Raw genomic sequence first — 21,767 nt, 5'->3', positions numbered from 1 at the left:
ACGGGCAGCGGTCAAATGGAATTTTCAGCGTTCTATTTTTGTCGAACGGGGCGTCAAGGAATCCGGAAAACGAGAGAAAGGTTTTGCTTTATCGTCGCTGAGGCATTTCAGTTTTTGTCAGGCAGCAAAGGAACGATGATGTCAGACAAACCGCGGCGGTCAGGACGTAATGCAAGGCTTGCGAAACGCGCAGCGCCGCCCACGGTGAATCCGGCACCTCCCGGGCAGCGGGGAGGTCAGTATCGTCCGTTGTCCGAGACTGATTTGCGTCAGGTTTACGATACAGCGCTGCGGTTGTTGGCAGAGCTTGGAATGGGCGAGGTGCCCGATCGGTTGCGTGCCGACCTATTAGGTGCAGGCGCACAATCCCGCGACGATGGGCGTGTTGTTTTCCCAAAGGCCTTGGTCGAAGATTGCATCGCAAGAGCTGCTAAAAAGTTCACGCTGCATGGTCGCGATCCGGATCGGTCAATCGAGGTAGGCGGTGACAAGGTATATTTTGGTACCGGTGGCGCGGCGGTGAACACGCTGGATCTGGACACGGGGCTTTACCGGCCATCGACGCTGCGCGACTTACATGATTTCACGCGTCTGCAGGATCAGCTTGATAACGTCGCGTGGTTCACGCGGTGTTGTATTGCGACGGACGTCCCCGACAATTTCGATTTGGACGTCAATACGGCATACGCATTGCTGCGCAATACGACGAAACCGACGGCGACTGCGTTCACAATAGCGGAACATGTCGATCCCATCGTGCGTATGTTCGATATCGCGGGAGGGGGTGAAGGGGCCTTTGCCAAGCGACCGTTTGTGAAGTGCCATATCTCGCCGGTTATCTCGCCGATGCGGTTTGGAGATGACGCTGTGGATGTTGTTTATAAGTGTATCGAACATAACATTCCGATGTCGTGCATTACGGCCGCCCAAGCAGGGGCGACGGCACCGGCCACGATGGCGGGTTTCCTTGCGCAGTCCTTAGCCGAAACGCTTGCGAGCCTAGTTATGGTGAACGTTATTGCGCCGGGATATCCGATGGTGTTTTCGAATTGGCCGTTGGTGATTGATCTGCGCAGCGGGGCCTTTGCGGGTGGTGGCGGGGAAACGACGTTATTGAACGCGGCCTCTGCACAGTTATCGAATTGGTTGGGGCTCCCGTCCGGTGTGGCGGCATCGATGACGGATGCGAAAGGGATCGATGCGCAATACGGGGTTGAAAAAGGCATGACGTCATTGGCGGCGGCGCTGGCTGGTGGAAACCTGATTTACGAAAGCTCAGGTATGACCGCCGCGTTGTTGGGGGCAAGTTTCGAAGCGTTCATTCTGGATGACGAAATGCACGCGATGACGTATCGGGCGCTGCGCGGCGTTGAAGTGACCGAAGATAATCTGGGGTTCGACGCTATCTGTGGCGCTATCTTGGGTGACGGGCATTTCCTTGGGGCAGATCATACGTATCAAGCGATGGAACGTGACTATCATTACCCAAAGTTCGCTGACCGCACCCAGCCGCAAGTTTGGGCAGATGCTGGCGCTGAGTCTGCATGGGACAGGGCCAATGCGCGGGCAAAGCACGTTTTGGGTGAAGACGGCCCTTCATATCTGACGACTGACCAAGATCAGGCTATCCGAGAACAGTTCCATATTCTGGACCATTAGCGATAAGTCGCCGATACGCCGAAAAATTTGACGTTATGGATCGCTGATCCTTTGTCGAATCATTTTCGCTTTGTCGTCTGATTGACAATTGATGCTGCGATGCAGCATTGCGGGTGCTGCTTTTGTGCGCATTTGCTGAAAAGTTTATCAAAAATCTGGATTTTGTTATTATAAATTAGCCCCTTAAAGTTTTAGGAAATTAGCCTTTGTCGGCGTTGCAGCGCGAATTATCAAAAATCAAATCAACTAATTCTACCTAAAAGCGATTAGAAATTGCCCTCAAAAATAATTACTATGGTTAACAGAGGTTTAGATTAGAATCGGAGATTCTTGCAATATTGCCATATACTTAAGAGATACTCGAAACCACCATTTGCTAAATTTGTTACGCTTTGTTAAGACCTCGAACTAGTTTATCGAAGAATAAGAAATTTCTAAGCACTACTAGTTCAGTTCCCGGGGGACACTGTGAAGCATCAACCAGTCGAAGAGTTTGCAGTTACTCCACGTGCCTCCAATGCGTCCGCAGCATTATCACCATGCCGTTCGCGCACTGTTGACCCGGGTTTGGTTTACACGGCAACGAAACGTGCGTTTGATATCGTAATGTGCGTTCTACTGGCACCAGTGATGCTTCTATCAGCGGTTGCACTTTTGGTTCTGAACCCGTTCAAAAACAAGGGCCCATTGTTTTATGTCCAAACGCGTATGGGCAAGGACTGCGTACCGTTCCGCGCTATTAAGTTCCGCAGCATGACGTGTGCACCTGTGATCGAGCGCGGCGCAAACGACCCGCTTGAAACGCACCGGATTACAAAGCTTGGCAACTTTCTTCGTAAGTCGCGTTTGGACGAGGTCCCGCAAATTATCAACGTTCTCAATGGCGACATGAGCATGGTCGGGCCACGTCCCGACTTTATCGATCATGCGATTGAATACGCTGAGACGATCCCCGGCTATAAAGAACGCCATGCTGTTCGTCCGGGCATTAGCGGGTATGCCCAGACTGAAGTTGGCTATGTCGAAAGCACAGAGGGTACGCGCAACAAAGTTGCCGCTGACCTCCACTATATCCAGAATAGATCGCTTGGTTTGGAAGCTTGGATTGTGTGGCGGACGATGCAAACTGTTATGCGCCGTGGCGGTGCGTGATCAACCGCTTAGCAGGATTGAATTCCCATCTTGATAATGTCTGACCCACGAAAGCGATAGACATCAACGATTTCGTAACGCCCTGTCTTCATATACCAATCTTTGAGAACTGCTGGGTAGTGCTCTGCCATGACCTTTGATGCTTCTTCGAAAAGCGCCGGTTCAAGCGGGCGTCCGTAGGAGCTGGGTCCGTGAAAGCCAAATGTCGTTGACGGTGAAACGCAAGTTTGCGGTAAACCTAGAAACATGGTGCATGTCGAATAGCAGATGTTGCCCGTGATCCTCACGCTTTGCCCAGTTCGGCGCAGTTGCTGCAGTTCAGCAATACGATCAAGTAGCAAGCCACCGCGATCGTTGGAAATCTCGACATAGTTGCCGGTCACGGGCGTTGATTGCAGTTGCGCTGACGCAGTCGACCCCACGATTATGGCCGCGAACGCGAATTTGAGTATGTCAAAGACCTGCGCTTTGGCATTGTAAAGGTGTTGCATTGATCACTCCTCGATATGAACGACCTTGGTTTGGTCGAACGTTTCACCGGGGACGAATTGATCATATCAGTCTTAATCAGCTATTTCTGGGATCTGGCAAAGTAGTTGGCATTTAATGGGACATTTTTCGTTTTTTGAATCAAGAAGGGCCGCAGTCGAAACTGCGGCCCTTCCAAAAACTAGTCTAAATTCGTATCGAATTTAGTTTGTGCCGCTTGTACCGCCGCTGTCACCGCCACCGGCGATCGCGCCGATTGCAATGATTGCGCCAAGACCAAGTGCGAGCGGGCCGGCTGCGCCGAGAGCCGCACCAGCAAGCGGTGTGAAGCCGGTCACAGGAGCAGCAGTGTTGTTCAGTGCTACAGTGCAGATGTCCAAGCCAGCGTTCGCAGCTACTGCGCAATCAATTTGCGGAGCTTCTGTGGTCTGAGCAAAAGCAGGTGCTGACGTCAAAGCCAAAAGTGCGGCAGAGATGATAACTTTAGTGTTCATTGGGTTCTCCAGATTTTCCTAGTATCGCATACCATGTTACAAACGCGATTCAAAGCCTTAGAGTGCTTGTTTTTATGGAAAATGCCGATTAGGACACGGGGAATTGCAGGTGTTTCACCACCCACGAAGTTCCCCGTAGTTTTTGCGGGGAAATTGGCATAGTTTGCCGAGATAGAAGAAATATGTGTGGCTAGTTGATATTGCTGCCGCCTAGCCGAACTGAGAAGCGGATAAGTCATTGGATCAAAAGCGTTTTGTTGAAGATGTCGATGACGACACAATTGATTTGTTTGCGCTGCTACGGACGGTTTGGCTTGGTAAGTGGATCATTGCGCTATTTTTCGTTATTGCTGCTGGTATTGGCGTATACGTCGCGTATTTTGCATCAACTCCGATTTACAGGTCCACAGCTGTTGTAATTCTGGAAACGAATCAACAGTCACCTGTGCTTGATTTGCAGAGCGTGGTAAGCGGTGCGTCGGGCGATTCAACTGAAGTGAAATCCGAAATTGAAGTTCTGCGCGCGCGCAGCCTGATGGAATTGGTCGTCAATCGTATGAATTTGACGAATGATCCAGAATTTAATGCGTCGTTGCGCCCCGAAACCAAAGTTGATCAGTGGAAATCCACTGCGATCGATTCCGTAAAGGGAGCTATTGGATCTATTACGGGCGCTGATTTGTCGGGCGCTGAAACCGAAGACATTCCCGAAGAAGTTGCAGAGCAACGTGCGTTGGATTCTGCAGTTGATACGCTGCTTGAAAAGACGTCTGTGCAGAACGTGAACGGCTCTCTCGTATTTCGGATTACTGCGGAATCCGAAAGCGCAATTAAGGCCGCGAAAATTGCCGATACAATTGTAGAATTGTACATCATCAATCAGGTCAATGTGAAATTCGAAGCGATGGAGCAAGCTACCGCTTGGCTAAGTAATCGCGTCTCCGAATTGAAGATTGAACTTGAGGATGCGGAAGGTGCCATTGCAGATTTTAACGCTGGCACCGATCTGGTGTCGCTGGAAATCATCAAAGATTCTGAATTAGAACTCAATGACTTACGACAACGTTCGGCTGATGCCCGCGAAACATTGAGCGAATTTGAAATCGCATTGGAGGCATTCGAATCCGCGACGAGCATCGAAGAAAAAGTTGCCGTTTCTAATGACCCGCAACTGCGTCGGCTGTCCGATACTGTGGCGTCCGACCCACGCAGCGTTGCAGCGTTTGATGTCCGTTTTGCGTCGCTGCTTTTGCGCGCCGAACAGAACGCCGAAAGCGCTGAATTGCAGGTCACGGCGTTGGATAACGCGGAGCAAGAATTGGAAGCGCGGATCGCGACGCAAAGCCGTGATTTGATCGCGCTTCAGCAATTGACGCGCGAAGCGGAAGCGACCCGTCTGCTTTACGAATATTTTCTGTCACGGTTGAAAGAAACCTCTGCCCAACAGGGTATCCAGCAAGCGGATAGCCGGATTCTTTCGGATGCGGTCATTCCGCGCAATCCGTCCGAACCTAAAAAGTCGCGGATCGTTGCGCTGTCCGGTATCCTTGGGATTATGTTGGGTGTTGGTGTTGTCTTGCTGCAGGCAAGTCGTCGGAACGGGTTCCAAACCGCAAGTGATTTGGAAAAACACACTGGCGTCACCGTCGTGGGACAAATCCCGACAATCCCAGCCCGTCGCCGGATGAAAGTTCTGGATTATTTGATCTCGAAACCAGCTTCTGCGGCTGCCGAAGCCGTTCGTGATTTGCGTACGTCAATCATGTTGTCTGATCTTGATAACCCGCCAAAAGTGATTGTTTCGACGTCATCTATCCCGGGTGAAGGTAAGACAACAAACTCTTTGGCATTGGCGCAAAATCTGTCTTCCATGGGTCAAAAAGTTCTTCTGATTGAAGGGGATATCCGCCGTCGCACGCTGAACCAATACTTCGATGCGAAACCGACCCATGGTATCGTTTCGGTTCTATCTGGTGACAAAGCGGTATCCGAAGTCGTGGAGCATTTCGAAGACAAAGGCTTCGACGTCATATTCGGGGAAAAGACCAGCGCGAACGCGGCTGATGTTTTCTCGTCTCGCCGCTTTAAAGACTTTATTGCGGAACAACGGGACAATTATGACATTATCATCATTGATACGCCGCCCGTTCTGATCGTTCCTGATTCACGGATTATCGCACAGGTCGCTGATGCGACGCTTTTCTCAGTGAAATGGGACAGTACATCGCGGCCGCAAGTCGACGAATCCTTGCGCTTGATTCAGAACGCGAACCAAAAAGTGACAGGGTTGATCCTAAGTCAGGTCGATGCGGCCGGTATGAAGAAATACGGTTATGGCGGTAGTTATGGCGCATACGCTGGATATGGCGCGCAGTACTATTCCAACTAACTATATGCGAACGAGACCGTCTTGTGACTGGATCACAAGCACTGAAACGGTATATGTTCGCGCAGATTGCGACGCTAATACGTGTCCGAACGATAAGATGAGGAGTACGCGGGTGCGTCTGATAGGAATGGCTGTGATTGCGTTGGCCTTAGCGGCCTGCGACTCTGTTTATCGGACACCTGACGTGATTGCGGGCGCCGGCCAAGGCACGAACGTGCGTGTTGTACCAGTCACTGCCGAAACTGTCGTACAAGCTAATCGGTCACCGTATACACCGGCGGCGCTGCCTGCGATCTTTTCGCAAACAGCTGGATCAGGTGGTGCAATTCGCGGCGCGGGCGCTTTGCCGGATGCGCCATTGCAGCCTGAAATTGCGCCTCAATCCTTGACCTTGCGTTTGCCGCCGGATGCGCCAGCGCAACCTTACCAGATTGGCGTGGGCGACGTTGTTTTGCTGTCTACGCCAACGCCGACCGGTGACACAGTTGCTGAATTGTCCGGCTTGCTGGCCGCACAAAACTCGCGCCAAGGTTACACTGTGCAAGACGACGGCACGATCAACATCCCGAACATTGGCCGGATTGATTTGGCTGGGCGGAGTATCGAAGACGCCGAAGCGCGGTTGTTCCAAGAATTAGTGCGCAATCAGGTTGATCCGAATTTTAGCCTTGAGATCGCAGAATTTAATTCGCAGCGTGTTTCAATCGGCGGTTCCGTATCGAACCCGACGGTTGTCCCTGTGACGCTCGTCCCGCTGTATTTGGACGAAGCATTGGCGCGCGCTGGTGGGATCGCAGTCAGCGACATCGATTTTGCCTCTGTCCGCCTGTACCGCGACGGTAGTCTGTATCAAATCCCGCTCGCACAGCTTTACGCGAATAGCCAACTTACACGGACCCGTCTGCAAGATGGTGATGTGTTGTTCGTCGATTCCGAATTTGAACTGGATCTCGCCCAGCAGTATTTCGAACAGCAGCTTACCATCGCCAACGTGCGTCAAAGCAATCGGCAGTCAGCGTTGCAGGAACTTCAGCTTGAAATCGGTCTGCGTCGTGCTGATTTGACCGAAGCGCGTCAGAACTTCCAAACACGGATCGATCTGGGTGCGGACAACCGCGACTATGTCTATCTGGCCGGTGAAGTGGGTCAGCAATCCCGGTTCCCATTGCCGTATGAAAGCCGTGCAAGTCTTTCCGATGCACTGTTTGAAAATGGTGGGATCGCGTCATCAACAGGCGACGTGAGTCAAGTATACGTCCTGCGCGGGTCCACTCATCCGCGGGAATTTGGCGCTGTCACGGCGTGGAATCTTGACCTGCGCAATGCTGCTAACTTCACGTTGGCCGCGCAATTTGAATTGCGCCCTGACGATACGATCTTTGTCGCGCAACAGCCTGTCACACGTTGGGATCGTGCGTTGTCGCAACTCATTCCGCAGATCATTAGCATTGGGACGCAGGTCACCAACTAGCAGCTCATTTTGTGAAGTGCGTGCTCGGTATGGGTGGATGTAAGCATTCCACCTATAGGATCCGTGTGGGCCTTTTTATAATGACCACGATCTCTTAAGTGGTCATTTCAAAGCCAAATTGATCGACAATACTAATGGTTAGTTCTCTTATTTCGCGTGACGGCGTTAACCATATTCGACTGCGACGTCGTAAAACTTAGGCTGTCGCTGTCCGACATGCATAAAGTGTATTAACGCGTTTCGATTTGCACGCTAAGGGTGAATCAAAGCAATGAATTGTGGGAACAAACGGGATTAACCAAGCGTTTGTGTGGTGGGAATAAAGAGTTCCTATTCGACAGTTATCCTACAAGGACGAACAAATGGCGTCATCACAACACTCGAACCGCATGAAAGAACAGCAGACCGAAGAAGGGCCATCGCAAAACTTTGATCAGGAAACACGCGACAAAAGTACTGACGCATTGTTTTCCCTTTTGACTCATTTGAAACGTCGAGATGAAGAGACGGACTACTAGTCTCTTACGCTTTTCTTGAGAATCCAAACCCTACGCAATCCCGGTACCTGTCCGTGCGAAAACGCGCCCCGTGCTCTCCTGCGATTTTCCGCAGCAATGGCACGGGGCCTGACATTCAAATGGATGAACGCGCGCGTTTCCGTCGTCGAAAGACTTGAGAAAGGCGAAAACGGAACAGGTTCGCGTCCGTATCATGCTACCAAATGGGTATGGATATACTGGCGAACCCCCGCACCCCCCTTTCTGGTCTTTACGATGTGCCTTGGCCCAGCAGCGACGCGGACCGTCCGATGGCGTTGCTACAACGATGCCCAGCCGCTGCGGTAACGCCATTGGTATCAGTGCCCGAATTGGCGGCGATGACTGGCGTCGCACATGTGTCAGTCAAAGACGAACGGGCACGCATGGGCTTGGGCAGCTTCAAGGCGCTGGGCGCTGCTTACGTGATTGCCTGTGACGCGGAAGCGAGCACCGCAAAGGGGCGAACATACGTCACAGCGAGCGCTGGCAACCACGGTCTGTCCGTGGCTGCAGGCGCTGCTGCATTTGGCGCAAAGGCGGTCGTGTACCTGTCGCAATCAGTCCCACATGCTTTCGCAGACCGCCTAGCCGCAATGGGGGCGACGGTTGTGCGCCACGGCGACATTTACGAAGACAGCATGGCCGGTGCGCAGGCCGCAGCGATGGAAAAGGGGTGGACCCTTTTGTCGGATAGTTCGTGGACTGGTTATATGGACCGTCCGCATCGGTTGATGGAAGGGTACCTGACCCTCATGGCCGAAGCCGTTGATCAAATGGATGCGCCACCGTCGCATATCTTTTTGCAAGCCGGTGTTGGTGGACTAGCGGTTGCTTGCGCGACATATGCCCGCAATGTGTGGGGTGCGTCGCCAAAGATCGTTATTGTCGAACCGACCGCAGCACCTGCCATTCATGCGTCAATCGCCGCAGGATCGGCGCAGACTACGACCGGACCAGTGTCTAACATGGGGCGGTTGGACTGTAAGGAACCGTCTTTGATCGCCCTGAAGGGGCTTGCAAGGGATGCGGATTTCTTTGCGCTGATTTCAGAGGATGAAGGGCAAATGGGGGCGGATGTCGCAGCAACGTTAGGCCTGCCATCAACGCCATCCGGCGCTGCGGGGATTGCCGGGCTGCTCGCCGCGTCTGGTCATCAAGCGGAGCTTGGACTGACGCCTTCGTCCCATGTCCTATGCATTCTCAGTGAAGAGGCAACATGACGCCGCCGCGCGGTTTTAAACCTGCTGAATTTCAACGACGGGTCGCGGCGGCCCAAAACCTTATGGCGCAAAACGGCATTGATGCGCTTCTGCTGACGACAGAGCCGGATGTGCGGTATTTTACCGGATTCCTGACACGGTTTTGGGAAAGCCCCACGCGGCCGTGGTTTGTGGTGATACCGTCTAAGGGGGCGCCGATCGCTGTCATTCCAGCCATTGGTGCGCATTTGATGGCGCAAACGTGGATCACGGATATCCGAACGTGGCGTGCGCCCGATTACGATGATGATGGTATTGGTCTGCTTGTTGATACACTAGCAGAATGCGCTCCACCCGGCGGTCGGATTGCATTGCCAGATCAGTTGGAAACACACGTGCGGATGCCCTTGGCCGCGCTGAAGGCCCTTGAACAGAGACTGCTTGATCGCGTCCTTGTCGGGGACAGCGCGCTTGTGCGCAATTTGCGGATGGTCAAGTCGGATGCCGAGATCGCTAAGATCGAGACGGCATGCCGGATCGCAGAACGCGCCTTTGATCGGGTGCACGAAATTGCGAAAACCGGAGTGCCGTTGTCAAAAGTCTTTCGCGGATTCCAGGCCTTGTGCCTGCACGAAGGGGCCGATTGGGTGCCGTATCTTGCTGGCGCTGCAGATCAGGGTGGATATGGCGACGTGATTTCACCAGCGTCTGATACGCCCTTGGCAAATGGTGATGTCCTCATGTTGGATACAGGCATGGTTTGGGACGGATATTTCTGTGATTTTGATCGAAATTTTGCGGTCGGGGCGCCGAATGCCGATGTTAGGAACGCGCATGATCGTTTGATGGAAGCGATACAAGCGGGTGCCAGCTTGGCCCGTCCGGGTTCAACGATGGCAGACCTTTTTTACGCCATGAACGATGTGGTCAATCCTGGAAAAACAGGCTCTGACGCTGGGCGTTTGGGGCATGGTTTGGGGATGCAGTTGACGGAATGGCCGTCGATTATAGCCGCGGATGAAACGGTGCTTGTACCGGGCATGGTGCTGACACTTGAACCCGGGATCGTGATGCAGAACGACAAGATGATGGTCCATGAAGAGAACATCGTGATCACAGATGGCGCAGCGCGGTTTCTGTCAGATTTCCGACCGAACCATATGAGAGCGTTGTAATGGCATTACCGTACAAATTGGTCGAAACCGGTCGAAAGTGCATCGGGTTAGCGGTTTTGCAAACCGACGAGACCTTGGAAAATGATATGCGGCGATTGTTGCCAGCTGATGTCGACGTTTATGTCTCGCGCGTGCCTTCCGGCACGACAGTTTCATCCGATACACTAGCAGGTATGGCGCAGGTTTTGACGTCCGCCACCGCGCTTTTTCCGCCGGGTTTAACGTTTGATGCGATTGGGTACGGGTGCACATCAGGAACGGCAGAGATTGGCCCTGCCAAGATCGCAAGCCTCGTCCGCGCGGGGGCACAAACGTCTGCTTTCACCGAACCGGTTTCTGCGCTAGTCGCGGCATGTCACAGGCAAAATATCACGCGTATCGGGCTGATTAGTCCCTATGTCGCTGAAGTGTCGGCCAAACTACGACAGGTGTTGGCGGCAAATGGGATCACGGTCACCAGCTTTGCCAGTTTTGATGAACCGGAGGAGCGAAACGTCGTTCGGATTGACCCCGCCGATATTCATGCGGCGGCTATTGGTTTGCAGGGCGATTTTGATGCCATCTTCTTGTCTTGCACAAACCTACGGACGCTTGATGTGATCGGTCCTATTTCTGCAGAGATCGGAAAACCGGTCATGTCGAGCAATCAGGTACTTGCCGATCACTTGATGGAGTTGATCGCGTAATAGTCGATCTTTCGCTTGTTGAGACTCTTTTTGGGTGGTCGCAGGCGGCATCGCTCCTATTTGCAGTCTATGGATGATCCAAGAAACAGATCGCGCGCTACCGCCGTCCCTGCGAGCCGCCTAAGCAGGTTGACGCGATTGGGGTCGATGACCGCTGGCGTCATGGGCAATATGGCGGTTGGCGGTGCTGCAAGCCTTGGTCGTGGTCAGCGCCCGTCCATGCGTGATTTGCTTTTGACGCCGCGCAATGTAGGTCGCGTCGCCGATGAACTGGCGAAAATGCGCGGTGCTGCGATGAAAATCGGGCAACTGGTGTCGATGGATACGGGTGACGTGCTGCCACCCGAGTTATCGCAGATCATGGCGCGGTTGCGCGATGATGCCCATATCATGCCACCCGCCCAGCTGAAAAAGATGCTGAACGCGCAGTGGCCTGATGGATGGCTTCGTTCGTTTACGAAATTCGATGTGCGTCCCATTGCGGCGGCGTCGATTGGGCAGGTGCATCGTGCGACGTTGAAAGATGGCCGCGATTTGGCGATTAAGGTGCAGTATCCGGGGGTGGCGCAAAGTATCGACAGTGATGTTGCGAATGTCGGCGCATTGATCCGGATATCGGGGTTGTTGCCCAAGGGATTCACGCTGGCACCCTATCTTGATGAAGCGCGCAAGCAGCTGCATGAGGAAACGGACTACACCCGTGAAGGGGCGCAAATGATGCGCTTTCGAGACCTGTTAAAGGATGACGAAACCTTCGCTGTGCCAGACCTACAGGATGATTGGTCGACGCGCCAGATTTTGGCGATGACGTATATGGATGGCGCAGCAATTGAGGATCTTGTCGATGCGCCTCAAACCGTACGCTACCAAGTTGCGACTGATCTGATCAGTTTGACGCTACGGGAACTTTTTACCTTTGGTTTGATGCAAACAGACCCTAACTTTGCGAATTACCGCTATGGTCAGACATCCGGTCAGATCGTTTTGCTCGATTTCGGTGCGACGCGTGTGATCGGGGCTGAGTTTGCCAATTTGTATCGGCAACTGATCCTTGCGGGCATCGCCCGAGATACCGCAGAGATAAGGCGCGTTGCGCTGGACATCGGATTTATTGACGGGACGACAAAACCTGAACACAGCGACCGGATTCTGACGATGATTGATATGGTCTTCGCAGAACTTACGGCAAAACCAGTGATCGATTTTGCCGATTCGACGCTGTCGCGGAAAATGCAGGCAGAGGGCATGAAATTGGCCGAAGACGGCTTTGTTCCGCCGCCATTGCCGATTGACGTGCTGTTCTTGCAGCGCAAATTTGCGGGAATGTTCCTACTTGCGGCACGGCTAAAAGCCGTTGTTGATGTTCGCAGCCTGATCGCGCCCTATTTGGCCTAAATCGGTACGGCCACCAAGCCCACGAAGTCCCCCATTTTCACCAGCCCAGGGACATGGCGTGCGGTCATAATACCAGCGCGCTGGGCATGGCAGATTGTTGGGGCCACACCCGTCCGATCAGCGGGCCAAATCCGCGCAATAGGTTGATCTATGGCGACAGTTTCCCCCAAATCAACAAGGTATTCGATCAACCCCGCATCGCGCGCGAACACGAAACATGTGTCGTCGGGCATATCGAGCTGAACGCTGTCCGTGATCTGCATCTCGCCTTGCAAAATACCGGTATGGATCAGTAGATTTTCGATGCCTTTGCTCGCAATAGACACGCTTTTTGCAGTCGCCGTGCCTGCACCGCCGAGTTCTGTGGTTATGAAGATTTTGCCTTGGCTTTCCACTTCGGTGTCTAACATGCCGACATTATCGATCTCTAACATTCGGACCGAATAGGGAGCGTTAAACGCCTGCATCGCGGCCATGCAGGCCGCTTCTTGGGTCTTGTCATCAAGGATATGAGCCGCAGCGAACGGCAGGAAATCGAGCGTGCGCCCCCCTGAATGAAAGTCCAAGACAAAGTCGGCTCGCGGAACCAGTTCCGTCGCAACGTAGTGGCATATTTTCTGCGTGACGGTCCCGTCAGATCTTCCCGGAAAACTGCGGTTCATATTCGCATCGTCAATTGGGGAACACCGCGTTCCCGCCGCAAACGCGGGTTGGTTCATCATTGGTAGGATGATGACACGGCCTGTGATCGTTGCAGGGTCCAAGGACGCGGCAAGATTTTGTAGCGCAATAGGGCCTTCGTATTCGTCCCCGTGGTTGGCACCCGTCAAAAGCGCGGTTGGACCGTCGCCATTTGAAACGACCGTGATCGGGATCATGATAGACCCCCACGCGCTGTCATTACGGCTATAGGGCAGTTTGAGAAACCCGTGATGGACCCCGTTTGCATCTAGCGGAATAGTTGATGTGATCATGCTTTGACCCATAGAGAACGAGGTGTGTTGCACAGGCATTCGTGACCCGTTTGTGTGATCAGGATGGGTTCCGTAATTTCGAGCCCACCGTCGTCAAGCCATAGCGCGGGCATAAAGTGGAACGTCATACCGGGTTCAAGGATAGTCGTGTCGCCGCGTCGAAATGAAATCGTGCGTTCCCCCCAATCAGGTGGATAACTGATCCCGATGGCATAACCACACCGACTGTCTTTTTCAAAACCGGCCTTATTCAGTGTCTGATTAAAGGCATTTGCGATGTCTTGCGCCTGATTTCCGGGTTTGGCTTGCGCCAGACCGGCTTCGATAGCGTCCAGCACGGCGGCCTCTGCATCGCGATATTTTTGTGGGACCTCACCTAGAAAAAGCGTGCGGGACTGCGGGCATTGATACCTGCGATGCGCGCCTGCGATTTCGAAAAACGTCGCTTCGCCCTTTTGCATAGGACGGTCGTCCCACGTCAGATGCGGGGCGGTTGCATCCAGACCAGAAGGGGCCATAGGCACAATCGCGGGGTAGTCGCCCCAATGCCCATCGGCACCACGGATCGCGGTCGCATAGATTTCGGCGATCAGTTCGTTCTTACGCAATCCCGGTTCAGCCAGTTCAAGGACCCGTTCGTGCATGCTTTCGACGATCCGCGCGGCGCGACGCATATAAGTGATTTCCAGCTCTGATTTCACAGCGCGTTGCCAGTTCACGAGACCAGTTGCATCTGTGAAGGTGGCATTGGGAAGATGGGCGAGAAGGACAGTGTGCGCCTTGGCGGTGTAATAATAATTGTCCATCTCGACACCAATACTGGCGTTTTGCAGGCCAAGCTCTGCCATCAATGACGCAAGTTTCTGCATCGGGTGTTTTTCAGGGTTCTGCACAAAGGTGTCGTCGTAGCCCCTGATGTGATCTCCATGGGACATGAAAACAGTGCGCTGCGCCCCGACGGCATCCATCGCACGGCCCCACCAAACTGGATCACCTTCCAAGGTGAGTATCACGCCTTGATGGACGTAAAAGGACCAACCATCGTAGCCCGTCAGCCATGCCATATTCGACGGGTCGGTGACAAAAATAGCCTGCAATCCGGCCTTTTCCATCGCTTTACGCACCTTGGTGATCCGTTGCCGGTATTCTGCGGTGCTAAAGTTATCGTCTTGGTCGGTCATCGGGTTTCACGCTTTCGTAATAGGCTGGCATGTTCAAATTTGACCGTTTTGAACAACCTGACAAGTCTGCTACCGACCATTTGCATGGCTAGTTTGTCGTGATTGGGGGTAGTTGTGCTGAAACGGATGTCCTAGCGTCGCGATGAACCACGGCGGAGCAATCGATGACCAACACCCTCACAAACGATCAATTGACCCAATGGGACCATGATCATTTTTTCCATCCCTCCACGCATCTTGCGCAATTTGCGCGGCGCGAGATGGGCAACCGGATCATTCAAGGGGCGAAAGGTGTGCACATCACTGACCGCGAAGGGCGGTCATCATTGGATGCCTTTGCGGGTCTTTATTGTGTGAATGTCGGATATGGCCGGACCGAAATTGCGGATGCGATTGCCGCGCAAGCCCAAGATCTGGCTTATTATCATTCCTATGTCGGGCATGGGACTGAAGCGTCGATTACGTTGTCCAAGATGATCGCGGACCGTGCGCCCGACGGACTAAACCATGTCTACTATGGGATGTCAGGGTCTGATGCGAATGAGACGAACATCAAACTCGTTTGGTATTACAACAACATCCTCGGACGCCCGCAGAAGAAAAAGATTATCTCGCGATGGCGGGGGTACCACGGGTCTGGTCTTGTGACAGGGTCGCTGACGGGGTTGGAACTGTTTCACAAGAAATTCGATCTGCCTTTAAGCCAAGTCATCCACACAGAGGCGCCCTACTATTATCGCCGCGCTGATCGCGACATGGATGAAGCCGCTTTTTCCGCTGATTGTGCCGCGAAACTAGAGGCGCTGATCAAGGCCGAAGGCCCGGACACCATCGCCGCATTCATCGGCGAACCCGTTTTGGGAACAGGGGGCATCGTGCCGCCACCTGCGGGGTATTGGGAGGCGATTCAGGCGGTTCTGAAAAAGTACGACATTCTGTTGATTGCGGACGAAGTCGTGACTGGTTTCGGGCGACTTGGCACAATGATGGGGTCCGATCACTATGGTTTGAAACCTGATCTGATCACGATCGCTAAGGGCCTGACATCTGCTTATGCGCCTTTGTCAGGGTCTATCGTGTCCGACAAAATGTGGGAGGTGTTAGAACGTGGCACCGACGAATTTGGCCCCATAGGTCACGGTTGGACCTACTCGGCACATCCGATCTGCGCGGCGGCGGGTGTTGCGAACCTGAAACTACTGGATGACCAGCAATTGGTGTCTAACGCAGGCGAAGTCGGCGCATATTTGAACAAAGCGATGACTGAAGCGCTGGGTGATCATCCGAATGTCGGCGAAATTCGCGGTGAAGGAATGCTGTGTGCCGTCGAATTGGTCAAAGATCGCGACGACCGTGTGTTTCTGGACGCAGCAGACAAAACAGCACCACGCATAGTGGCCGCAATGTTGGAGCGTGGCGTAATTGCCCGTGCGATGCCGCAAGGCGATATCATTGGTTTTGCGCCGCCCTTCTGCCTAACGCGCGATCAAGCAGACGAAGTGGTGGCGGTCACCAAAGCTGCCGTCGACGCGGTTCTTTAGGCGCAGCACATCAATCGCAGGGCGTCGTAAATCGCGGCATGCGTATTGCGGGCAGACACGGCATCACCAATCCGGAACAGCTGAAAAGCGCCATCTGGATTGGTAGTGATTCTCTGGGGTTTACGGTCGATGAAAGCGTCGTGATCCAGTTCGCCACGATTTGACGACATGTCCTTCAGGTCAAAATACAAATCATCCAGTGGCAACGTCCCATAATTTACGACCACTTGGTCGTAGTGTTGCACCGTGGTGCGATCCGAATAATCGGTGCCGATGGTAGCAGCCAATCGATTGCCATCTTTTGCCACGGCTTTCAGGCGCTGCGTGACCGTGAACGTCACGTTGTCCGCTTGCAACGCGCGCATGTAGGGGGTCAGGTTCATCGCCATGACTTCTGGTGCGAAGGTGCGGTCTGGCGTCATAATCTCGACGTTAGAGCCGGTTTTCATCGCAATCTCGGCCGCTTGCAGACCTGCATGATCACCCGCTTCATCATAGACCAGAATTGATTGCGCTGGTGTCGCGTCGCCAGAAATAATGTCCCATGACGACACAACGTGTTCCGCGTCTTGGCCCGTTTCATAAAGCGCAATGTTCGCCATCCCGCCTGTTGCGATGATCACGATGTCAGGGTTTTCTGCGGTGATGTCAGCAACGTCCGCGAAGGTGTTGTAGCGGATCGTCACACCAAGTCGTTCGCATTCTGCGATCCGCCAATCGATAATCTGCATCATCTCGGCACGCCGTGGTGTCTGTGCGGTTAACCGGATTTGACCGCCCGCCTGATCTGCGGCTTCGAACACAATAGCTGCGTGGCCGCGTTCGGCTGCGACACGCGCGGCTTCCAATCCGGCGGGACCTGCTCCGATGACCACGACCTTTTTCTTGGTCTCGGCCTTCGTAATCCTGTGCGGCATCTCCTGTTCGCGACCCGTCGACGGGTTGTGGATGCAAAGCGCCATACCACCCTGATAGATCCGGTCGAGACAGTAATTTGCCCCGGTGCAGGGTCTAATTTCTGCTTCGCGACCGGCCATGATTTTTTGCACGACATGCGGATCAGCCATATGGGCACGGGTCATTCCGACCATGTCGAGATGACCTTCCGAAATCGCATGACGGGCCGTTGAGACGTCTTGGATGCGGGATGCGTGGAAGGTTGGCAAATTTGTCGCTTTGCGAATTTCGGATGCGAAATCAAGGTGCGGCGCGCTGCGCATCCCAGCGACGGGGATCATGTCAGTCATCGCAGGATCGGTATGGATGCGACCACGGTTCACGTTGAAGAAATCGATCATGCCGCTGTCGCGCAGCATCGTGGCAATTTGCACGCCTTCCTCTGTTGTGATCCCGCCCTTTTGCATTTCATCGACAGTGCCCCGCACCCCAACGATGAAATCAGACCCGACCCGTTTGCGAATGGCTGTCAGCACATCCAGCGTCATCCGTACGCGGTTTTCAAGCGTGTCGGCGCCGTAAGGTCCCTGCAGTGTATTCGACAGCGGCGACCAGAATTGATCAAGCAAATGACCACCTGCATACAGTTCGATCCCGTCCATGCCGCCCGCCTGCATCCGTTCTGCGGCAGCAGCATAATCTTCGATAATGCGGGCGATGTCCCAGTCTTCCATCTTTTTCGGAAAAGCACGGTGCGCAGGTTCGCGGTCATGGCTGGGTGCCACCGACGGCAGCCAATCACCTTTGTTCCAATTCGTGCGTCGCCCCAGATGCGTCAGCTGGATCATGCAAGCGGCCCCATGTTCGTGCACCGCATCGGTCAGTTCACGCACCCAAGGCACGACTTCGTCCTTATAAGCCAGAATGTTGTTGAACACGGGCGGGCTATCGCGGGCAATTGCGGCTGAACCGGCGGTCATGGTGAGAGCAACACCGCCTTTGGCACGTTCCGCATGATAAGCCCGATAGCGCCCCTTTGGCATCCCGTCTTCGGGGTAGGCGGGTTCATGGCTTGTCGTCATGACCCTGTTTTTCAGGGTGAGATGCTTGAGCTGATAAGGCTGCAATAGGGGGTCGGTGGACATGAATGCAATCCTTTAGCGGTCAAGAATAATGTCGGTCAACGGACGGCTGGTGCAGGGCAGAATGAAACCGCGATCCATTTCGCGCTGCCGGATACCGCCCGCGTTTGTCATGTTCACTTCACCCGAATGCTTGAACGTTTTGCAAGTCCCACATTCACCTTTTAAACAAGACGACGGCATTGGCACACCAGCGTCTTTCGCGGCCCGCAGGATGTTCGTCCCTTCGGGGCAATCAAAGGTGACGCCTGTCTTGGCGAAGGTTATGCGCCGGAGCGGGGCGTCTGTTGCAGCATCTTCGACGTCCGCAACGTCCGCGAAGGTAAAGCTTTCCTGAAGGTAGTTCGCAGGTGGCACACCTGCGTCCATCGCGGCGTCATACACCATCGCCATAAAGGCATCTGGACCGCAGCACATGATGTTGCGATCAGCCAGATCCGGGATCAACAGTGATAGCACTTCGGGATCAAGTCGGGTAGCATGTGCGCCTTGGGATGGCAAAATGTGAGACACTAACAGGGGCAGTTTGCGATGTAAGACGGGAATCTCGTCTGCAGCGATTGCGGTTGTCGCGTCGCGGGTCACGTGAACGAAGACGCAGTCCAATGCGATGCCACGATCAGCGGCTGTGCGTAGAATTGACAGCATCGGTGTCACCCCGCTTCCCGCTGCGATCAAGGCGATTTTCTTGCCCTCAAACGGGATTGGCGTGAATTGTCCAGAAGGCCCGAAGGCTTCGATCACTGCGCCTACCTTCAGGGTCTCATGCAATGCGCCAGATGCGGCCCCGTCGGGTTGGTGTTTCACTGTGATTTCGATGCCGCCATTGCGCGCCGCAGATGATGCGATCGTGTAGCAACGTTCGGTGGTTCCGCCTGCCGTTTCGATGCGAAACGTCATGTATTGGCCGGGATTATGGGCGATGCGTGATCCTTCGGTTGGGGTCAGCAAGAAAGTACGCACACCGGGTGCATCGTCCCAAGCTGCGCGACAAGTCAGCATGCCCCACCGGTCTGATGGCCAAGCCCGTTTGCGTCGTGCTTCCCAGACGTTTTCCATGATCATGTCGCGTGTCCGTGGGCAGTCATGCGTTCAACGTACCAGGTCGCAAATTCATCCAATGCGCGTTCGGTGAATGGCGAATATGGGCCGGGGCGATACCCTGCTGAAGACACGCCCTGATGTGCCAGCGCCACCAGATTAGCATCTTCCGCATTCGTGGCTTTCCAAACGGCGGTCAGGTGATCAAGATCGTAATCTTCGCCTTCAACGGCGTCCTTGTTCACAAGCCATTTTGTACGAACGAGCGTCTTGTCAGGACCGATGGGAAACGCGGTAAAGATCACGGCATGATCCGCCATGATATGGTTCCACGAATTGATCCCCCACAGGTGCAGGTCGCCGCTGCCCGACATCGTCATATTCCCCAACGGGATTGCGCTGGCAGCACGGGTGTCCATGGTTTGCGATTCACCAAGACCTGCGATGATCAAGCGCTGCATGCGAAAATTCGTGGGATACCCAACGGTGTGTTCAATCGCGGATGGGTCTAACCCCTGCGTTTCCCATATCTTGCCCTGCTCTTCGTAGGCTTTGGCAAGCGCATCGGCCTCGTCTTTTTCGGTGGGCGTCAGGCCTTCTGGATCAAAACCGAAATCGGCTGAATGGAACGATAGGCTGAGTTCTGGATGGTTTGACGCGCAATGATAACATTCGCGATTGTTTTCCATCGTTAGTTTCCAATTGCCGTCTTCGATGATCTCGGTTTCGTATGCGACTTTGGCATTGGTCAGATCATAGGGTGCAAGGCGCGGTCCCACTTTGTTGATCAGATGTGTGATATCGTCGGGCGGTTCGTCTGATAGGCAAGCATATAAAATGCCGCCAATGGATCTAAGCGCGACCGGCTTGAGATGATGCAAACTGCGATCAAAGTCGACGCCCATCTGCGGGGCCAGCGCCAATGCGCCGTCCAAATCGTAGGTCCATTGATGATACGGACACACGAGTTTTCCAACGACCGAACGGCCCGGCGGAACCAAGCGCGATCCTCTATGTGAGCAGACATTATGGAAGGCGCGTATGTTCATGTCGTCGTCACGGACGATAACGATTGATGATGTCCCAATCTCGATTGCGATCACATCACCCGGTTCTTCGACGTCGCAGTCCACGCCAACAGCGATCCAATGCTTGGCAAAGATGGCATCGCAATCGGCCAGGTATGCCGCATGGCTAATATATATTTGCGCAGGTAACGTATGACCGACCTGCCTTTGGCGCAGTAACGATCCGATTGACGCATCGCCTGCGTGCAGATTTTTCTCATCTAACATGGGCAATCTCACGGTAATGATACGTAAGACTATCTGCAGATTTCGACGTGCGACAACTGCAGTAATTTGCTACCAATGCATGACTACTGATTATGTATTGGAGGCAGCCTTGCGCCGATTACGACGATCCATTCCATCGCTCGGTGCGCTAAATGCGTTTGAAGCGGCGGCACGATTGCAAAGTTTTACGGCTGCTGCCGCAGAGCTGGGTGTGACCCAAGCCGCCGTCAGCCGACGCATTAAAGAGCTGGAGATTGCATTAGAAACACAGCTTTTCGTTCGTGCAAACCGGCGCGTACAGGCGAACGGTGCCGGATTGGAATTGTTTGAAGCTGTGAATGAATCGTTCGATAAAATTGCGGTCGCTATCGACAACATCCGATCAGCGGCCGCTGTGGATAGCGTGACAATCGGCGTATCACTCGCGTTCGCGCATTTTCGGTTGATACCTGCGTTAACGGCGTTTCACACGCTTTACCCAGACATTCGAGTAAGGGTTATTTCCGAAGACGTTTGGACGCATTCACCAGATCAATCATTGGATTTGGAATTGCGCTATGGGACCGGTCAGTTTGACGGCCAAACTATCATCGCATCACTTCCGGAAGTCGTATTCCCAGTATGCTCGCCCGATTTCGCCGCGCATCACGGCATTGATCCCTCGCAAGAGATAACGGGCGCTACGCTCGCGGAGCTCCCATTGATCGAAGGGGAGCAACGATCGGGTCGGTTTTTGTCATGGGGACAATGGTTTCGTTGGATTGGCATGCCGACAACATCCATCAGTCCACGGCTTCAGTTCAGCAATTATTCGGACGCCGCATATGCGGCGATGAACGGTGATGGCGTCGCTGTCGGTTGGGGAAGTCTTTTGCAGCGACCAATATCTGACGGGCGACTTATTGCGCTCGGAACTACCCGTTTTACCCCGCCAGGGCAGCATCATCTACTTGTTAAGCAGGGGCGCAGTCCAAAGAAGTCCGTCGAGGCATTTGCCGAATGGTTCACGCAAGCGCTAGTACAGTCTAGAAGTCGTTAAGGCATTCAA

Annotated in this window: 18 protein-coding genes; 11 read left to right on the top strand and 7 right to left on the bottom strand. The window is 53.7% G+C overall.

Annotation, left to right across the window (positions count from 1 at the left end; all coding sequences use genetic code 11):
• The first annotated feature begins 135 nt into the window (after positions 1-135).
• Positions 136-1,659, top strand: coding sequence for a trimethylamine methyltransferase family protein (locus MWU61_RS09175; RefSeq protein WP_247128029.1), 1,524 nt, complete (start codon positions 136-138; stop codon positions 1,657-1,659).
• A 567-nt stretch (positions 1,660-2,226) separates the two neighbouring features.
• A complete protein-coding gene (locus MWU61_RS09170; protein WP_281502066.1) occupies positions 2,227-2,811 on the top strand; it encodes a sugar transferase in 585 nt (194 codons plus the stop codon).
• Between the two features lie 8 nt (positions 2,812-2,819).
• Here the strand turns inward: MWU61_RS09170 and MWU61_RS09165 are convergent, their stop codons facing one another.
• The gene (locus MWU61_RS09165; protein WP_247128026.1) at positions 2,820-3,302 is read right to left on the bottom strand and encodes a hypothetical protein; all 483 of its coding nucleotides are present in this window, start codon (positions 3,300-3,302) and stop codon (positions 2,820-2,822) included.
• Positions 3,303-3,503: 201 nt separating this feature from the next.
• Positions 3,504-3,794, bottom strand: a complete 291-nt coding sequence (locus MWU61_RS09160) for a hypothetical protein (protein ID WP_247128024.1) — start codon at positions 3,792-3,794, stop codon at positions 3,504-3,506.
• A gap of 238 nt (positions 3,795-4,032) precedes the next feature.
• Here MWU61_RS09160 and MWU61_RS09155 point away from each other — a divergent pair, with 238 nt between their 5' ends.
• From MWU61_RS09155 to MWU61_RS09125, 7 genes are all read left to right on the top strand, one after another.
• Positions 4,033-6,183 (top strand): polysaccharide biosynthesis tyrosine autokinase, encoded by a 2,151-nt coding sequence (locus MWU61_RS09155; RefSeq protein ID WP_247128023.1) that lies wholly within the window; start codon positions 4,033-4,035, stop codon positions 6,181-6,183.
• 112 nt (positions 6,184-6,295) lie between these two features.
• Positions 6,296-7,654, top strand: a complete 1,359-nt coding sequence (locus MWU61_RS09150; protein WP_247128022.1) for a polysaccharide biosynthesis/export family protein — start codon at positions 6,296-6,298, stop codon at positions 7,652-7,654.
• Positions 7,655-8,016: 362 nt separating this feature from the next.
• The gene (locus MWU61_RS09145; RefSeq protein ID WP_247128021.1) at positions 8,017-8,172 is read left to right on the top strand and encodes a hypothetical protein; all 156 of its coding nucleotides are present in this window, start codon (positions 8,017-8,019) and stop codon (positions 8,170-8,172) included.
• A gap of 209 nt (positions 8,173-8,381) precedes the next feature.
• A complete protein-coding gene (locus MWU61_RS09140) occupies positions 8,382-9,413 on the top strand; it encodes a pyridoxal-phosphate dependent enzyme (RefSeq protein ID WP_247128019.1) in 1,032 nt (343 codons plus the stop codon).
• On the top strand, positions 9,410-10,567 hold the full coding sequence (locus tag MWU61_RS09135; RefSeq protein WP_247128017.1) for a Xaa-Pro peptidase family protein: 1,158 nt from the start codon (positions 9,410-9,412) through the stop codon (positions 10,565-10,567). The genes MWU61_RS09140 and MWU61_RS09135 overlap by 4 nt, the downstream gene beginning before the upstream one ends.
• Positions 10,567-11,253 (top strand): Asp/Glu racemase, encoded by a 687-nt coding sequence (locus tag MWU61_RS09130; RefSeq protein WP_247128015.1) that lies wholly within the window; start codon positions 10,567-10,569, stop codon positions 11,251-11,253. Before MWU61_RS09135 ends, MWU61_RS09130 begins: the two co-directional genes overlap by 1 nt.
• Before the next feature lie 147 nt (positions 11,254-11,400).
• Positions 11,401-12,648, top strand: a complete 1,248-nt coding sequence (locus MWU61_RS09125) for an AarF/ABC1/UbiB kinase family protein (RefSeq protein ID WP_247128014.1) — start codon at positions 11,401-11,403, stop codon at positions 12,646-12,648.
• Here the strand turns inward: MWU61_RS09125 and doeB are convergent.
• Together doeB and doeA are read right to left on the bottom strand one after the other, a co-directional pair.
• Positions 12,645-13,634: a N(2)-acetyl-L-2,4-diaminobutanoate deacetylase DoeB gene (doeB, locus tag MWU61_RS09120; protein WP_247128132.1), complete on the bottom strand. Its 990-nt coding sequence runs from the start codon at positions 13,632-13,634 to the stop codon at positions 12,645-12,647. The two genes, MWU61_RS09125 and doeB, sit on opposite strands and share 4 nt — an antisense overlap.
• Positions 13,619-14,803, bottom strand: coding sequence for an ectoine hydrolase DoeA (doeA, locus tag MWU61_RS09115; protein WP_247128012.1), 1,185 nt, complete (start codon positions 14,801-14,803; stop codon positions 13,619-13,621). The genes doeB and doeA overlap by 16 nt, the downstream gene beginning before the upstream one ends.
• A gap of 164 nt (positions 14,804-14,967) precedes the next feature.
• Here doeA and MWU61_RS09110 point away from each other — a divergent pair, with 164 nt between their 5' ends.
• Positions 14,968-16,344 (top strand): aspartate aminotransferase family protein, encoded by a 1,377-nt coding sequence (locus tag MWU61_RS09110; RefSeq protein ID WP_247128011.1) that lies wholly within the window; start codon positions 14,968-14,970, stop codon positions 16,342-16,344.
• Here the strand turns inward: MWU61_RS09110 and MWU61_RS09105 are convergent.
• The 3 genes from MWU61_RS09105 to MWU61_RS09095 are packed head-to-tail and all read right to left on the bottom strand — an operon-like array spanning position 16,341 to position 20,719.
• Positions 16,341-18,386, bottom strand: coding sequence for an NADH:flavin oxidoreductase (locus tag MWU61_RS09105; RefSeq protein WP_247128010.1), 2,046 nt, complete (start codon positions 18,384-18,386; stop codon positions 16,341-16,343). The two genes, MWU61_RS09110 and MWU61_RS09105, sit on opposite strands and share 4 nt — an antisense overlap.
• A 12-nt stretch (positions 18,387-18,398) precedes the next feature.
• Positions 18,399-19,448: an iron-sulfur cluster-binding domain-containing protein gene (locus tag MWU61_RS09100; protein WP_247128009.1), complete on the bottom strand. Its 1,050-nt coding sequence runs from the start codon at positions 19,446-19,448 to the stop codon at positions 18,399-18,401.
• On the bottom strand, positions 19,445-20,719 hold the full coding sequence (locus MWU61_RS09095; RefSeq protein WP_247128007.1) for an aromatic ring-hydroxylating dioxygenase subunit alpha: 1,275 nt from the start codon (positions 20,717-20,719) through the stop codon (positions 19,445-19,447). Before MWU61_RS09095 ends, MWU61_RS09100 begins: the two co-directional genes overlap by 4 nt.
• Before the next feature lie 79 nt (positions 20,720-20,798).
• Here MWU61_RS09095 and MWU61_RS09090 point away from each other — a divergent pair, with 79 nt between their 5' ends.
• The gene (locus MWU61_RS09090; protein ID WP_247128006.1) at positions 20,799-21,758 is read left to right on the top strand and encodes a LysR substrate-binding domain-containing protein; all 960 of its coding nucleotides are present in this window, start codon (positions 20,799-20,801) and stop codon (positions 21,756-21,758) included.
• The last annotated feature ends 9 nt before the right edge of the window (positions 21,759-21,767 follow it).

Source organism: Loktanella sp. F6476L, from assembly GCF_023015725.1.
Taxonomy (GTDB): domain Bacteria; phylum Pseudomonadota; class Alphaproteobacteria; order Rhodobacterales; family Rhodobacteraceae; genus Yoonia.
The sequence above is the reverse complement of the archived record's forward strand: the minus strand, read 5'-3'. Positions and strand labels throughout refer to the sequence as shown.